The 16,026-nt window shown below is 31.9% G+C and carries 15 protein-coding genes; 8 read left to right on the forward strand and 7 right to left on the reverse strand.

The window, feature by feature from the left end; genetic code table 11:
• Nucleotide 1 precedes the first annotated feature (1 nt).
• The 8 genes from coaBC (at nucleotide 2) to K5V07_RS06740 (ending at nucleotide 9,209) form a co-directional block, all read left to right on the forward strand.
• Entirely contained in the window at nucleotides 2–1,219 is a 1,218-nt protein-coding gene (gene coaBC / locus K5V07_RS06705) for a bifunctional phosphopantothenoylcysteine decarboxylase/phosphopantothenate--cysteine ligase CoaBC (RefSeq protein WP_221916876.1), read from the forward strand.
• Between the two features lie 55 nt (nucleotides 1,220–1,274).
• Entirely contained in the window at nucleotides 1,275–2,159 is an 885-nt protein-coding gene (locus K5V07_RS06710) for a DUF4835 family protein (protein WP_144891829.1), read from the forward strand.
• A gap of 41 nt (nucleotides 2,160–2,200) precedes the next feature.
• Nucleotides 2,201–3,853 (forward strand): DNA repair protein RecN, encoded by a 1,653-nt coding sequence (gene recN / locus K5V07_RS06715; protein ID WP_221916877.1) that lies wholly within the window; start codon nucleotides 2,201–2,203, stop codon nucleotides 3,851–3,853.
• Between the two features lie 80 nt (nucleotides 3,854–3,933).
• Nucleotides 3,934–5,124 carry an enoyl-ACP reductase FabV gene (fabV, locus tag K5V07_RS06720; protein WP_221916878.1) on the forward strand — a complete coding sequence of 397 codons (1,191 nt, stop codon included), beginning with the start codon at nucleotides 3,934–3,936 and terminating at the stop codon, nucleotides 5,122–5,124.
• A 125-nt stretch (nucleotides 5,125–5,249) separates the two neighbouring features.
• Nucleotides 5,250–6,251 (forward strand): glycosyltransferase family 2 protein, encoded by a 1,002-nt coding sequence (locus K5V07_RS06725; RefSeq protein WP_221916879.1) that lies wholly within the window; start codon nucleotides 5,250–5,252, stop codon nucleotides 6,249–6,251.
• Between the two features lies 1 nt (nucleotide 6,252).
• Nucleotides 6,253–6,849, forward strand: a complete 597-nt coding sequence (gene coaE, locus K5V07_RS06730) for a dephospho-CoA kinase (protein ID WP_221916880.1) — start codon at nucleotides 6,253–6,255, stop codon at nucleotides 6,847–6,849.
• A gap of 59 nt (nucleotides 6,850–6,908) precedes the next feature.
• Nucleotides 6,909–8,492: a sensor histidine kinase KdpD gene (locus K5V07_RS06735; protein ID WP_144891819.1), complete on the forward strand. Its 1,584-nt coding sequence runs from the start codon at nucleotides 6,909–6,911 to the stop codon at nucleotides 8,490–8,492.
• Nucleotides 8,493–8,495: 3 nt separating this feature from the next.
• Nucleotides 8,496–9,209 carry a response regulator transcription factor gene (locus tag K5V07_RS06740; RefSeq protein WP_144891817.1) on the forward strand — a complete coding sequence of 238 codons (714 nt, stop codon included), beginning with the start codon at nucleotides 8,496–8,498 and terminating at the stop codon, nucleotides 9,207–9,209.
• Nucleotides 9,210–9,250: 41 nt separating this feature from the next.
• Here K5V07_RS06740 and K5V07_RS06745 read toward each other — a convergent pair whose 3' ends face one another.
• The 7 genes from K5V07_RS06745 to K5V07_RS06775 form a co-directional block, all read right to left on the reverse strand.
• The gene (locus K5V07_RS06745; protein WP_221916881.1) at nucleotides 9,251–9,991 is read right to left on the reverse strand and encodes an acyl-[acyl-carrier-protein] thioesterase; all 741 of its coding nucleotides are present in this window, start codon (nucleotides 9,989–9,991) and stop codon (nucleotides 9,251–9,253) included.
• 30 nt (nucleotides 9,992–10,021) lie between these two features.
• On the reverse strand, nucleotides 10,022–10,939 hold the full coding sequence (gene miaA, locus K5V07_RS06750) for a tRNA (adenosine(37)-N6)-dimethylallyltransferase MiaA (RefSeq protein ID WP_221916882.1): 918 nt from the start codon (nucleotides 10,937–10,939) through the stop codon (nucleotides 10,022–10,024).
• Between the two features lie 269 nt (nucleotides 10,940–11,208).
• Nucleotides 11,209–12,570 carry an exonuclease domain-containing protein gene (locus tag K5V07_RS06755; RefSeq protein WP_221916883.1) on the reverse strand — a complete coding sequence of 454 codons (1,362 nt, stop codon included), beginning with the start codon at nucleotides 12,568–12,570 and terminating at the stop codon, nucleotides 11,209–11,211.
• Between the two features lie 131 nt (nucleotides 12,571–12,701).
• Nucleotides 12,702–13,070: a four helix bundle protein gene (locus K5V07_RS06760; protein WP_144891809.1), complete on the reverse strand. Its 369-nt coding sequence runs from the start codon at nucleotides 13,068–13,070 to the stop codon at nucleotides 12,702–12,704.
• Between the two features lie 23 nt (nucleotides 13,071–13,093).
• A complete protein-coding gene (locus K5V07_RS06765; RefSeq protein WP_221916884.1) occupies nucleotides 13,094–13,756 on the reverse strand; it encodes a YggS family pyridoxal phosphate-dependent enzyme in 663 nt (220 codons plus the stop codon).
• Between the two features lie 23 nt (nucleotides 13,757–13,779).
• Nucleotides 13,780–15,000 (reverse strand): DUF1015 domain-containing protein, encoded by a 1,221-nt coding sequence (locus K5V07_RS06770; protein WP_221916885.1) that lies wholly within the window; start codon nucleotides 14,998–15,000, stop codon nucleotides 13,780–13,782.
• Between the two features lie 89 nt (nucleotides 15,001–15,089).
• Complete coding sequence (locus tag K5V07_RS06775) at nucleotides 15,090–15,977, reverse strand: 3-hydroxyacyl-CoA dehydrogenase family protein (RefSeq protein WP_221916886.1); 888 nt, start codon at nucleotides 15,975–15,977, stop codon at nucleotides 15,090–15,092.
• Nucleotides 15,978–16,026 lie beyond the last annotated feature (49 nt).

The raw sequence follows: 16,026 nt of genomic DNA on the forward strand, positions 1-16,026 counted from the left end.
TATGTCAGTTTTACAAGGTAAGAAAATTCTACTTGGAATTTCTGGTGGAATTGCAGCCTATAAAACAGCTACATTAGTACGACTTTTTATTAAAGCAGGTGCACATGTCCAAGTGATAATGACACCTGCTTCTAAGGATTTTGTCACTCCACTTACGTTATCTACTTTATCTAAAAATCCAGTTCATTCTAATTTTTATGATCAAGAAAATGATAATGAGCAGTGGAACAATCATGTTGAATTGGCACTTTGGGCTGATTTAATGATAATTGCTCCGGCAACTGCAAATACATTGTCTAAGATGACTAATGGAACCTGTGATAATCTTGTAATTGCTACCTATCTATCAGCAAAATGTCCGGTATACTTTGCACCAGCAATGGATCTAGACATGTATAAACATGCTTCTACGTTACAAAGTTTTGAATCCTTAATTCGTTATGGTAATATTTTAATCCCTGCTGAAACAGGTGAGTTGGCTAGCGGATTATCTGGTGAAGGACGAATGGCTGAGCCTGAAAATATTATTGCGTTTATTGAAAATGATTTAAATAGTAAGTTACCACTTCGGGGAAAAAGAATTTTAATTACTGCGGGTCCAACTTATGAAGCGATAGATCCAGTTCGTTTTATTGGGAATCATTCATCTGGTAAAATGGGTTTTGATATTGCTATTAGTGCTGCAAATAGAGGAGCAACAGTTTACTTAGTCACAGGGCCTACACATTTTAAAGTTAGTAATAGTTTGATACAAGTGATACCAGTAGTATCTGCAGAGGATATGTATCAGGCCTGTCATAATATATATGATTCAGTTGATGTTGCCATTGCAGCCGCAGCAGTTGCTGATTATAGACCAAAAAATATTGCTGAACAAAAAATTAAAAAAACAGAAGAAAGCTTTACAATTGAACTAGAAAAAACTAAAGATATTCTTGCTTCCATGGGAGAAAAGAAAAAAAATCAGTTTTTAATAGGTTTTGCATTAGAGACTGAAAATGAAATTGAAAATGCAAAGTTGAAAATCAAGAAAAAAAACTTAGATTTGATTGTTCTTAATTCGCTACAAGATAAAGGTGCAGGTTTTGGAAAGCTAACGAATAAAGTAACTTTTATAGATCAATCATTCCAAGTATCTCCAATGGATTTAAAATCCAAAGAAAAAGTTGCAGATGATATTATGGATAAAGTATGTCAACATTTTGAAATAAAGATATAATTCTATTTTTCAATTCAATTTAATCAAAACATAATCGTATAACAGAAATTTGAAGATGAATAAAATAATCCCTTTTTTGTTATTTTTTATTTGTGGAATTGTTCATTCACAACAGTTAAACTGTACAGTTACGGTTGATTCACAAAGATTGAGTGCCACCAATCAACAAGTTTTCAAAACACTACAAACCTCATTAAATGAATTTGTAAACAAAACTGATTGGACAGGACAACCCATGAAGCAAGTTGAAAAAATAAACTGCTCTATGTATATTACTATTCTTTCTAATAGTGCAGATCAGTTTACAGCAAGCATACAAGTCCAGTCTTCTAGGCCTACTTTTAATTCTACATATGCGTCACCAGTTTTCAATTTTAACGATAAGGATTTTAATTTTAGATATATAGAGTTTGAAAATCTATTTTTCAATCCAGCTTCATTTGATTCAAACTTGGTGTCGGTTGTGTCTTTTTACAGCTATTTAATTTTAGGTTTGGATGCAGATACGTTTGTGTTAGAATCAGGTAATCCAAATTTAGAGATTGCTCAAAATATTTGTAACGTAGCACAACAAAGTGGTGCTCGAGGTTGGAGTCAAGCTGATGGGAATCAAAACCGCTTTTTTTTAATAAACGATTTATTAGCACCTCCTTTTAAACAAATTAGAGAGACAATGCTGGATTATCATTTGGGTCTAGATATAATGAGTCAGGATTTGAAACTTGGAAAAGAAAAAGTAAAACTTGCACTAGCTGGTTTGTCTAAACTTAGTGGGTCACGACCAAATGCATTTTTAACCCGCGTCTTTTTTGACGCCAAATCAGATGAAATTGTTTCCATATTTTCAGGAGGTCCTAGCATCCCTATTTCAGATTTAGTTGATGGTCTCAACAAAACGTCACCATTGAATTCAAGTAAATGGTCTTCTATTAAATTCTAGGGTTTACTATATTTGTACACCTATTTCCAAATAACAATTACATGATAACGTCACTTTCTATAAAAAACTATGCTTTGATAGAGAAATTAACTATTGATTTTTCTAGCGGTTTTTCTATTATAACAGGAGAAACAGGAGCAGGTAAATCTATAATTTTAGGTGCTCTAGGTCTTGTTTTAGGAAAAAGAGCCGATTTAACTTCATTAAAAAATAAAGAAGAAAAATGTGTAATTGAAGTACATTTTGATATTTCAAAATACAATTTAAATTCTTTCTTTGAATCTAATGACTTGGATTTTGAGAACGATACCATTATCAGACGAGAAATACTTCCTTCGGGGAAATCTAGAGCTTTTATAAATGACAGTCCAGTAAATCTTCAGGAGTTACAAGATTTGAGTGTTTTTTTACTCGATATACATTCACAACAACAAACTCAAGAACTTTCAGATGAGAATGTTCAATTTGATATTATAGATGCAATAGCAGGTAATAAGGAGATTATTACTAAATATCAATTGTTTTTAAAAGGGTACAAATCGGATACATCAAAGTTAAATGCTTTGTTGAAAAAACAAAGTGAAGCTAAGAAAGAGCAAGAATATAATACCTTTTTGCTGAATGAACTTGTTGAGGCTAAATTAAAATCTGGTGAACAAGAAATTTTAGAATCTGATTTTGAGAAGCTAAATAATGTAGAGATTATTAAAGAATCTATGAGTAAATCTTTGGCTATAGCCAATGAAGAACAAATAGGCGTATTATACAATCTTAACGAAATCAAAAATTCGGTTCAAAAAATCGCCTCATTTTCAATTGATTACCAATCTTTGCTTGACCGAATTACAAGTATTACGATAGAGTTTGATGATGTTACAGAGGAGATGGTTCGTCTTTCGGATAGATTAATTAATGATCCCGAGCAACTTAACCTAATAAGTCAAAAATTACAACTTATTTTTAACCTTCAAAAAAAGCACCAAGTTGCAACTGTTGAAGAATTATTAGTAATTCAATCTCAACTTGAAAATTCTGTTTTAGAACTTGGCAGTATGGAAGATGAAATTGGAAATTTAACGGTTTCCATAGAACAAAAAAAGAATGATCTCAACAAATTAGCATTAGATATAAGCAATAATAGATCTGTTGCTATACCTGTTTTATCAGAACAATTAATTCAAATTTTAAGTACGTTAGGAATGCCTAATGTGCGTTTTAATATTGTTTTATCAACATCAGAATCATTTTTTGCAAATGGTAAAGACGAGCTTCAATTCTTGTTTTCTGCTAATAAAGGAACTGATTTTGGGATATTGAAAAAGGTAGCATCGGGAGGAGAGATGTCTCGTATCATGCTGGCTGTGAAGGCTATTTTAGCACAATATTCAAAATTACCAACTTTAATTTTTGATGAAATTGATACGGGAGTTTCGGGTGAAATTGCAATACGAATGGGAGAAATCATGAAACAAATGAGTCAATCAATGCAAATTTTTGCTATTACCCATTTACCTCAAATTGCTGCCAAAGGAGATGCTCATTTTAAAGTGTTTAAATCTACAATTGACGATGATACACAATCAGAATTGAAGTTGTTAACCACTGATGAAAGAATAGTTGAAATTGCCCAAATGTTATCGGGAACTGCCGTTACAGACTCTGCCCTTAATCATGCTAAAGCCTTGTTGAACTAATTTTTTCTATTATATTTGTTCGTTTTTCATCACAATCTTAAAACTAAAAACATTTATTTATAAAAATAATACCCAAAAATATGATTATAGAACCAAGAATGAGAGGATTTATTTGCACGACATCGCACCCAGTAGGATGTGAGCAAAATGTAAAAAATCAAATAGAATATGTTAAAGCTAAAGAAACTATTGATGGAGCCAAAAGAGTTTTAGTAATAGGCGCATCAACAGGATTTGGTTTAGCTTCTCGTATTACAAGTGCCTTTGGTTCTGAAGCTGCAACTATTGGTGTTTTCTTTGAGAAAGCGCCTAGTGAAGGAAAAACAGCCTCACCGGGTTGGTATAATTCAGCAGCCTTTGAAAATGAAGCACATAAAGCTGGTTTATATGCTAAAAGTATCAACGGTGATGCTTTTTCGAACGAAATAAAACAACAAACTATTGATCTTATCAAAGCTGATTTAGGACAAATTGATCTTATAATTTACAGTTTAGCTTCGCCAGTGCGTATGCATCCTGTTACAGGTGTTTTACACAGATCAGTATTAAAGCCTATCGGTGATGTATTTACAAATAAAACTGTTGATTTTCACTCAGGTAAAGTTTCTGAAATTTCGATAGCTCCTTGCAGTGGTGACGATATTGAAAATACTGTAGCGGTTATGGGTGGTGAAGATTGGGCTATGTGGATAGATGCTTTAAAAGCTGAAAATCTATTGGCACCAGGAGTTGCTACTGTTGCTTATTCTTATATTGGTCCATCATTAACAGAGGCTGTATACAGAAAAGGAACAATTGGTCGTGCAAAAGATCATCTTGAAGCAACCGCATTTGCTATTACAGATGCATTAAAAAGCATCGATGGAAAAGCATTTGTATCGGTTAATAAAGCATTGGTGACACAAGCTAGTTCTGCAATTCCGGTTATTCCATTGTATATCTCGTTGTTGTACAAAATCATGAAAGAAGAAGGAATTCATGAAGGGTGTATAGAGCAAATTCAGCGTTTGTACCAAGAGCGTTTGTACACTGGAGGTGAAATTCCGGTAGATGAAAAAGGGAGGATTAGAATTGACGATCTTGAAATGAGATCTGACGTTCAAGAGAAAGTTGCTTTTTTATGGAACGAAGCAGTTACTGAAAATTTACAGGAAATATCAGATTTAGAAGGATATAGAAAAGATTTTTATAACTTATTTGGATTTGATGTAGCTGGAGTTGATTATGCAGCAGATGCTAATGAAGTTGTAGCTATTGAAAGTATAATGTAGTAAGCTTTCCTTAAATAATATTTTAAAACCATCAATTAATAGTTGATGGTTTTTTTATGGATAAAGATTATCTTTGTTAAAATTTTTGATTTATAAAAAATACCCTAAATACCACTTTTAATAAGATGATGTTTTCCTTAATTATTCCCGTATACAATAGGCCAGACGAGGTTGATGAACTTTTAGAAAGTTTATCACGTACAACATACAAAGAAATTTTTGAAATTGTGTTAATAGAAGATGGTTCTACTGTTCGGTGTCAAGATGTTGCTAGTAAATATGGTAATAGATTAGATATAGCTTATTATTACAAAGAAAACTCGGGTCCTGGTGATTCTAGAAATTATGGTATGAGTAAAGCTAGAGGAGATTATTTTATCATATTTGATTCAGATTGTATAATTCCAGAAAATTATTTATCTGAAGTCGAATTGGCTTTGCAAAAGAATTATGTGGACTGTTTTGGGGGTCCTGATAGCGCATTAGATAGTTTTACTGATATTCAAAAAGCAATTAACTTTGCCATGACTTCATTTCTTACCACAGGAGGAATAAGAGGAGGCTCAGAAAAAATAGATAAATTTCAACCCCGAAGTTTTAATATGGGATTGTCTAGAAAAGCTTTTATGGCATCTAAGGGTTTTGGAAACATTCATCCTGGTGAAGATCCTGATTTATCCATTCGTTTGTGGAATTTAGGTTTTGAAACAAAACTTTTTCCAAAAGCATACGTATATCATAAGAGACGTATTGATTGGGAAAAATTTTCAGTTCAAGTTCATAAATTTGGAAAAGCAAGACCTATTTTAAACAGTTGGTATCCTAAACACAATAAACTTACTTTTTTCTTTCCTACGGTTTTTATTTTCGGAATACTTGTTGCTTTTTTAGCGGTCTTGTTCTTTAATTTTGATATCCTTTTGCAGCTCTATTTCTTATATTTTGCTATACTCTTTATTGTAGCGTCAATTAAAAATAAAAGTATAAAAATTGGGTATTTGTCCCTGATAGCTGTCTGGAAACAGTTTTATGGGTACGGAACAGGTTTTTTAAAATCGTATATTCAGATTATTGTTTTGAAAAAAGATCCTCAAACAGCATTTCCTGAAATGTTTTTCAAAGTGTAATATGACAAAAATTATTGGGTTAACAGGAGGTATAGGCAGCGGAAAAACAACAATTGCTGGTTTTTTTAAGGCAGCAGGAATTCCTATTTATATTGCAGATGATGCTGGAAAAAAAGTAATGCAAGACGCATTGGTTTTGAACAGTATAAAAGAGGTTTTTGGTAATATAGTCTTTAACGATGGAATGCTTGATAGAGCCGAACTTGCCAAAATTGTATTTAGTGATCCAGAAAAGTTGCAAATATTGAACAAAATTGTTCATCCTGCCATCAAACAAGATTTTGAGTTATGGTTAAAGCAAAATGATAAAGCCCAATACGTGATTTATGAGGCTGCTATTTTGTTTGAAAGTAATAAGTACAAAGATTGTGATGTAATAGTATCGGTTGTAGCGCCACTAGAAACTAGGATTAATAGGGTTCTTGAGCGTGATGCTACAACGAGAGATCTTGTTTTGAAACGTATAAATGCACAATGGACTGATGCACAGCGTGTAGAAAAAAGTGATTTTGTGATTGAAAATATCAGTTTAGAATCATCAAAGCAGGAAGTTGATAAAATTCTTAAAATTTTAAAGATTAAACAAAAACAAGCCTAGGTGTTAATGTTTGGTTAATCTATCGTTTAATATATTGTTAAAATACTAAATTTGTATTGATGAATAAACTTTTTTTTAGATTACTAGTCTTACTGATGAGTTTGTCTCTTATCGGGATAATTTTGGTGCAAGTATATTGGTTTAATACATCGTTTGAAAATAACGATGAGCAATTCAAATTTCATGTAAACCAAGTGCTAGGTAACGTTTCAGAAAAAATTCAAAAGCAAGAAGCGTACAATTTTTATGATAAAATTAATCGTATTAAAGACAGTACTGGAAAAATTCCGAAAAAAGATGATTTATTAGAATTTTATTACGTTCAAAAAAATCCAAAAACGAATAAAACTATTATTTATTCAAATAGTATAATTTCAGAAGATTATAATATTTCACCTACGTTCTTTGATAAAAAATTTGATAGCGAAAAATTTAAAACTTTTAGCGCTAAGAGAGTTACAGAAGTTTATAGCGATAAATCTATTGATAAAATTGGTGGAAATCAAAGTTTGATTCCAGATATAAAAATTGAGAAATCAGGAAATTTGAATGTTCTTGATAATGCATCTTTTGAAATATTTTATAAAGATTTCGCATCGGTATTACCAATACAAGAGCGCGTTACTAAGGAGACCTTAAATAAAATGATTCGCAAAGAATTGATGGAATCTGGAGTAGATACTAAATTTGAGTTCAGTGTGTACAATAATAATCTAGCAACTAATGTGAAGTCTGGAGATTTTAAGTATAATAAAGAAGCTACATATTCTATTCCAATTTTTACAGATAATGAGGGGAATAGTAAGTATCAATTGTTAGTGACGTTTCCTCATAAAAAGAAATTTTTATTATCAGAGTTGGTTAGTATTACGATACTTTCAATAGTGTTTACTCTTATTATAATTATTGCTTATTCAAGTGCGTTGAATCAATTAATAAGACAACGTCAGATATCTGAAATCAAAAATGATTTTATAAATAATATGACGCATGAGTTTAAAACTCCTATTGCGACCATAAATTTAGCTCTTGATGCTATTAGGAATCCTAAAATTATTGATGATAAAGAAAAGGTTTTGAGATACCTACAAATGATTAAGGATGAGAATAAGCGGATGCATGCGCAGGTTGAAAATGTATTGAGAATATCGAAATTAGAAAAGAAAGAGTTAGATATTTCAAAAGATTCTAATAATATTCACGAAATAATTGAAGACGCTATAGATCATGTTAATTTAATAATTGAAGATAGACAAGGTACAATAAAGTGTGATTTTAAAGCTGTAAGAACTACAGTATTAATCAATGATGTTCATTTTACAAATGTAATTGTAAACATACTTGAAAATGCAGTTAAATATTCACCTAACACTCCAGAAATTGAAATTTTCACCGAAAATATCAAGGATATGGTGATTATAAAAGTAAAAGACAAAGGATTAGGAATGAGCAAAATTGCTCAAAAAAGAATTTTTGAAAAGTTTTACCGTGAGCACACGGGAGATATACACAACGTAAAAGGTCATGGTTTAGGTCTGGCGTATGTAAAGAGAATTGTAGATGATCATAACGGTCACGTTTATGTAGAAAGTGAAAAGGGAAAAGGAAGTACCTTCATAATAAAATTACCATTAATAAATTAAAATATGGAAAATACAAATAAAAAAATACTATTAGTTGAAGATGATCTTAATTTTGGAGCAGTCCTTAAAGACTATTTAATGTTAAATGACTTTGATGTGACTTTAGCTAAAAATGGTATGGAAGGTTTTGAAAAATTTAAAAAAGATACCTACGATTTGTGCATCCTTGATGTGATGATGCCATACAAAGATGGATATACACTAGCCAAAGAGATTAGAGAAAAAAATAATGAAGTGCCAATTATCTTTTTAACAGCAAAATCTATGAAAGAGGATGTTTTAAAAGGATATAAAGCTGGAGCAGATGATTATTTGAATAAACCATTTGACTCTGAAGTTTTATTAATGAAAATTAAGGCAATTATTCAAAGAAAAGCTTCAGATACTAAGGCTGAGCATGTGCAATTTGAATTTAATATTGGTAAATTTCATTTGAATTCTAAATTACGTTTCTTAACTTTTAAAGAAGAGGAGCCAATAAAGTTGTCACCAAAAGAAAATGAATTGTTGAAAATGCTAATTCTGCATGAAAATGATTTAATGCCAAGAGAATTAGCCTTGACAAAAATATGGAGAGATGATAATTACTTTACCTCAAGAAGTATGGACGTTTATATTGCTAAATTGAGAAAATATTTAAAACCAGATGAGGATGTAGAAATATTAAACATCCATGGAGAAGGATTTAGATTAGTTATAAAAAACAAAGTTGCATAAATACAAAAAGCCTCAAATTAATTTTTGAGGCTTTTTTTATGTCATTTCCAGTTTAATTGCAAGGCAAAGCATGTTTTATCATCTTTCGTAATGCTAAATATGGTTTCATCTTTCTGAATACTTTCATGAATTTGAACCGTATCCTTTAATGATAATTCCTTTAAAAAATTCATTTCTATGCTGGCTACCTTTTGTTTTAATAACAATTTTTCGTCAACAACATCTAGACACCATTCTAGATATTTGACATTGTTTACATGATTTACAATATCCAAATCTGATAAAAAAACGGTTTTTTCAAACACTATTTCTTTCTCATTAGTGAAATTTATTTTAGAAAATCGTTCAATTGTTGGCTTTTTCTCTGGGTATAACTCAAAGTGTTCGTATGGAAGAGCTAAGGCTTCTGGACGTCGTTTTTCGGTATTAAAAACGGCCCAAAAAGTTTCAGATCCTACTATTTTTTCTCCATTAATATACATTTCAAGAGCTCGTACTGATCGAGAGTTTTCTAATGAATTGATCCATGTTTTTACGGTTACTGTATCGCCCCATTTTGGTAATTTGCTTATTTCAACACGCATCCGGCTCAATACCCATGCTTGATTAAACTCTTGCATGTCAGTAAAACTGATACCACCTACTTCAGAATGAGCCGCAGCAGTTAATTGCAAAATATTACATAAATCAGTGTATTTTAAATATCCGTTGGGCGCACATTGCGTAAAATTGATTTCCCAATCTTTGCTTAAAATAGAGGTAAATTTAGGGGATATAGGCATGTATTTAAGTATGAATTATGATTTAAAGTATTATTTATAGTGCTTAATGTATTCTATTATAGTGGTGTATGGAGTTTCGAAATCAAACCATTTGGTCTTTTCATTTCTTTTAAACCAGGTCAATTGACGTTTAGAAAAACGTCTTGTATTTTTCTTTATTTCTTCGATGGCAAATTCTAATGAAAATTCTTTGTCAAAAAAACTAAATAATTCTCTATATCCTACCGTTTGTAAAGCGTTTAATTCTTTGTTTGGATATAAAGTTTTGGCTTCTTTTAGTAAACCTTCATTCATCATGATATCTACACGTTGGTTGATTCTGTTATAGATTATTTTTCGATCAGCTTCCAAACCGATTAAAATAGGAGTGAAGTCACGATTGTTTTTTTTCTGGTTCAAGAAAGAGGAATACGGTTTTCCAGTTCCCAAACATACTTCTACAAAACGCATCATGCGCTGCGGGTTTTGCAAGGTTTGGGGATTTTCTGCGGTTACTGTTTTGTAATAAGCCGGATCTAAAACTTCTAGTTTTTGTTGCAAATATCCAATTCCAAGTTTTTCATAATTGGCAGTTATTTCTTGACGAACTTTTGAATCAATTTCAGGAAATTCATCAAAGCCTTTTAGAATGGCATCAACATATAAACCAGAACCGCCAACTAGAATGGCGGAGTCATTATCTTGAAATAGTTCGTTAAGTTTAGAAATAGCCTCTTTTTCAAAATCGCCGACGGTATAATTTTCAAAAATAGACTTATTTTGAATAAAATGGTGTTTGGCTGCTGCCAATTCAGCTAGGCTGGGAACGGCGGTGCCAATGGTCATCTCTTTAAAAAATTGTCGGCTATCACATGAAACAATTTCGCAATTGAAGTGGTTTGCCAAAACAATGCTCAAGGAAGTTTTCCCTATAGCTGTAGGACCGACGATAGTGATTAAGTATTTCATATTTTTTAGCCCAGATGGCAACGTAAACCCCGCAGTGATTGAAGTTTGTTTTTCTTGGTGTAAAAGAGCGACCGCAGGAAGCTCCTTTTATGCCTTAGAAAAACAACTGAAGTCACGAGGAGTTGAAGTGTACAGCTGGATTGGCTTCAAGGTTAATAAATTAAGATTCGGATTCATGATCAAAACACTATGTGAAATTAAATTTGATTATTAGTTTCATAAATCTAGTTTAAGATAATTGATTTATAGGATCACAATTAATATTCAGCCTATAGATGAACTATTTTTAACGTTTTGTTTTTTCGGATGTGTCCTTGAATAATATTCTTCACATCGCGATTATTCTGCATTGGGATAATGATGTTTCTTAGGATTTCAACATTGGTTATTTGATAATTTAAATCATAAAAAGCATATCCTTTGTAAATTCCGTTTTCAATTAATACCGCTGAGCGTTCGCTAATTGTTCGGCCTTTATCAATTAAAATCATGTTTTGATTGTCAAAACTGTTCTTGTCAATAAAAGCTTGTACTCTTGAGTTGTAATCCTCTGGCGACACTTCTCCTACGCAAGCGCCATCACATTCTTTTATGGTGTATTGAAAGCAGTTTGTTTTACTAGCGTACAAGCCCGTTAGTTTTTGGCATAAATTGTAATGAGATGTGATTCTGAACAAAGCATTTTTTCCTTCTTGGATAGAAGTGAAGGATGTGATTTCCTTTTTACGACCATCGGCTTTTTGAAGTTTTAAGTTCAAATATCCTTTTTCATCTTTTTCTGCATACAAAGCGAGTTGAAAAATACTTTTGCGTTGTGCCCTGTTGTATATGGGTTTGTTGATTTTGATTTCTTCGCTTTCTTTTAACAGAGCGATTAGTTCACTACCCGTTTCATCATAAGTTACGGTATAAACTTCGGCTTGAATTTTTTTGCATTTATTGGTAGTACCTGTAAAATGCTGGTTGATTCTTTTTTTTATGTTTCGGCTTTTACCTATGTAAATAAGATTTCCTTTCTCATTATGAATGTAGTAAACACCGGTTTTTGATGGTAAACTTGAAACAATGTCTAAGAGTTTAGGAGCAATACCTTTTTGTACTTCTAGTTTGATGAAATCTTTAACAATTTCTTTTTCTAAATCTTTTTCTAAAAGGATTTTAAACAGTTTAACGGTAGCCAATGCGTCTCCGCTGGCACGATGCCTGTCGGCCATAGGAATACCAAGTGCACGCACTAATTTCCCTAAACTATGTGATGGTTGTTCTGGTAATAATTTCTGTGAAAGGGCAACTGTACAAAGTGTTTTAGCTTCAAAATCATAGCCTAATCTGCGAAACTCAGTTCTCAAGATTCTGTAATCAAAAGATGCATTGTGCGCCACAATCACGCAACCTTCCGTAATTTCAATGATGCGTTTAGCAACCTCAAAAAATTTGGGAGCTGATGTCAGCATGGCATTATTGATACCGGTAAGTTTTACTACAAACGGCTGAATGGGAATTTCAGGATTTACCAAGCTGATGAATTGATCTACTATTTCATGTCCATCAAATTTATAGATGGCAATTTCAGTGATTCCTTCTTCGTTAAATTGTCCTCCTGTGGTTTCTATGTCGAGTATTGCGTACATTTTCAATATCAATTTCAAAAATCAATAGCAATTTCTAAATAAATATCTTAAATCAATGGAAATTCTTAAAAATTGAAAATTGTAATTCCCATTTCTATTGCCATTGAAAACACATTGTAATTGTTATTGAATTATTTTTTGTTGTTTATCATTTTAGAAGCTATAGCGATTAATTCTTCAACTTCTGTCAAAAGCCATTTTCTTTCTTCTAACTCTCCTGCTTTTATGTAATGTAAAACTTTTAATGAATTTCTCGACTCTTTAAGTTCCTTAACAGAAAGAGAAACTTTAAAAATAAAATCTTTGTTTGTAATAGTCCCTTGAGCTTCACCATAATTTAATGCTGCACTTCCAGAGGAGCGTATGAGTTGATTTTTATAATAATCAATTTCATAAGATTTTTCTAGTTTTCTAACAAAGAAAATACATTCTCCCGCAAATCTAACTAAACGGTCTTCAAAATTGTATATTTTTTCTAAATTAGGTTCGTTTACAAGCATTTTTATCGACTTTGAAATTGAAATTAATTTCTTCCCCCAAAGATACTACTTCCTATTCTAACCATAGTACTGCCACATTCAATTGCGAGTTGATAGTCACCGGACATTCCCATTGAGAGGATGTCGATTTGGCAGTTTTCACTTTTCAGTTTTTTTGTTTTTTCAAAAATTGTTTTCAATTGCGTGAATTCTTTCTTGATTTGATCTTTATTATCAGTGAAAGTAGCCATTCCCATTAATCCAACGATTTGAATGTTTTTCAATTCTTCAAACTCATTTGATGCTAGGAGGGAAGCAAGTTCATCCTGATCAAGACCAAATTTTGTTTCTTCCTCGGCAATGTAAATTTGTAATAAACAATCAATAATACGGTTGTTTTTCAACGCTTGTTTGTTGATTTCTTGTAATAGTTTAAGACTGTCTACACCATGAATCAAACTTACAAAAGGTGCCATAAACTTTACTTTATTCGTTTGAACATGACCTATCATGTGCCACTGAATGTCTTTGGGCATTTGTTCCCATTTATCGGCCATTTCTTGGATTTTGTTTTCTCCAAAAATGCGTTGTCCAGCTTCATAAGCTTCCATCAAATCCGAAACCGGTTTGGTTTTTGAAACTGCAACTAAAGTTACATGCTCAGGTAATGACGTTTTAATTCCAAGTAAATTTGTAGCTATTGACATGTTGAATTCCTGATTTATATATATTAAAGTTCATAAACTACTAATCCACTTCTGAATTTAGGTTCTATGTACGTACTTTTTGGAGGCATGATTAAATTAGCATCGGCCAATGCTTTAATTTCCCCTATGTTTGAAGGAAATAATATAAATCCGATTTCAAATTCGCCTTGATCTATTTTATTTTTTACTTCTAATACGGATTGTTTTCCAGAAAGGTATTCAATTCGTTCGTCATTTCGTAAATCTTCAATACCTAAAATGGGTAATAAAACTTCTTTGTATAAAATTTGAGTATCTAAACTGTCTAAAGCAGAATGGAATACTTCCTTTTCTTTACGAAGTACTAAACTATAAAATTCATTATCAAGATACATTCCAAAGTGATGTTTTTGAGAGGGTTGAAAAGGTTGTTGTAATTTATTTTCAATACTGAAATTCTTTTGCAACGCAATCATAAACTCTTCCTTTGTCAAGCCATTTAAATCTTTTACAAGACGATTAAATTCATAAATTTTAACGTTATTTTCAGATATTAAGTAGCTTAATATATGATTCTTTGAGGTGTTTTGAGCATCGGTATTTTCCTCAGATAATAATTTTAAAGCTTCGGTACGATGATGTCCATCTGCGATATAAAGGCTCTCTGTTTTTTCAAAAATATTTTGAATCCAATTGATTTCAAGGGGATCTTCTATCTTCCATAAATAATGAATTTCTTTTTTTGTAGTCGAAAATTCAAAATCGGCTAATTTTTGAGTGCAATTAAAAATCCAGTCTTCTATGGTTTTGTTGTCAGGATAAGTCATCAAAACGGGTTCTGTATTAAACTCAGAATATTTCATGTATTCTTTGAGTAACCGAACTCTAAATGCTATGATATCTTCGTGTTTTTTGATGATTTCATTACAATAATCAGCAACACTTGTACCCGCGATGATCCCAATAAACGATTGTGTTTTAGTAACAATTTTATGAATATAAATTGCTGGTTTTTTATCTTTTACAAGAATGATTTCGTTTTTGAACTCTTCGTATTTTTGATGAACTTGCTTGTATCTTTTTTCAAATGAAACAGTTTCTTGATTGGTATAAGCGGGTTTTAATATGTGCAAAAAAGACAAAGGATTAAAATCCAGTTGAGCTGCAAGTTCAGCATTTACATATTCTTCATAAGATCTACAGGTTACAAGACATACTTTGTCTCGGGTAGGTCTTACTGCTTTAAAAGGAACTATTTTAGCCATAATTAAGTCAAAAGTCAAAAGTCAAGAGTCAAAAGTCAAAAGTTTAAAGAGGAAGACTTTAAGACTTTTGACTTTCAAACTTTATGACATTAAATAAATTGTTTAGAAATCTTTTCTGCTTTTTTACTTTCGGAATAATCGTAGAAACCTTCACCAGATTTTACTCCCATTTTTCCTGCTCGAACCATATTTACTAATAAAGGACAAGGAGCATATTTCGGATTTTTGAAACCATCATACATTACATTTAGTATAGCCAAACACACATCAAGACCAATAAAATCAGCAAGTTGCAGTGGTCCCATGGGTTGGCCCATTCCTAATTTCATCACCGTGTCAATTTCGTATACACCAGCAACTTTATTGTACAAAGTCTCAATAGCTTCATTAATCATTGGCATTAAAATTCTGTTGGCTACAAAACCTGGATAATCATTCACTTCAACAGGTGTTTTTCCTAGTTTTTCAGAAAGACTCATGATGGTTTTTGTAACTTCATCTGAGGTGTTGTAACCGCGGATAATCTCTACTAATTTCATAATAGGCACCGGATTCATAAAGTGCATGCCTATGACACGCTCTGGGTGTGTAACAACCGCACCTATTTGAGTGATAGAAATTGACGATGTATTGGTAGCCAAGATGGTATCGTGAGAACAAAGTTTGTTCAATTTTTCAAAAATGCTCAATTTTAGAGCTACATTTTCGGTGGCAGCTTCAACAACTAAATCAACACCTACAACACCATCTTCGATATCATTATAAGTAATAATGTTAGTTATTGTTTTTGTTTTATCTTCTTCGTTAATAGTACCTTTAGCAATCATTCGGTCTAAATTAGCGGCAATAGTTGCCATTCCTTTATCCAGAGATTGTTCTGAAACATCTATTAATTTTACGGTAAAACCACTTTGTGCAAAGGTATGAGCTATTCCATTACCCATTGTTCCTGCTCCGATTACGGCTATTGTTTTCATATTTTGAGTTTAAAGTTTAAAAGTTTAAAGCTTAAAGTTATTTTGAGTA

The organism is Flavobacterium sp. CHNK8 (genome assembly GCF_019774515.1).
Taxonomy (GTDB): domain Bacteria; phylum Bacteroidota; class Bacteroidia; order Flavobacteriales; family Flavobacteriaceae; genus Flavobacterium; species Flavobacterium tiangeerense.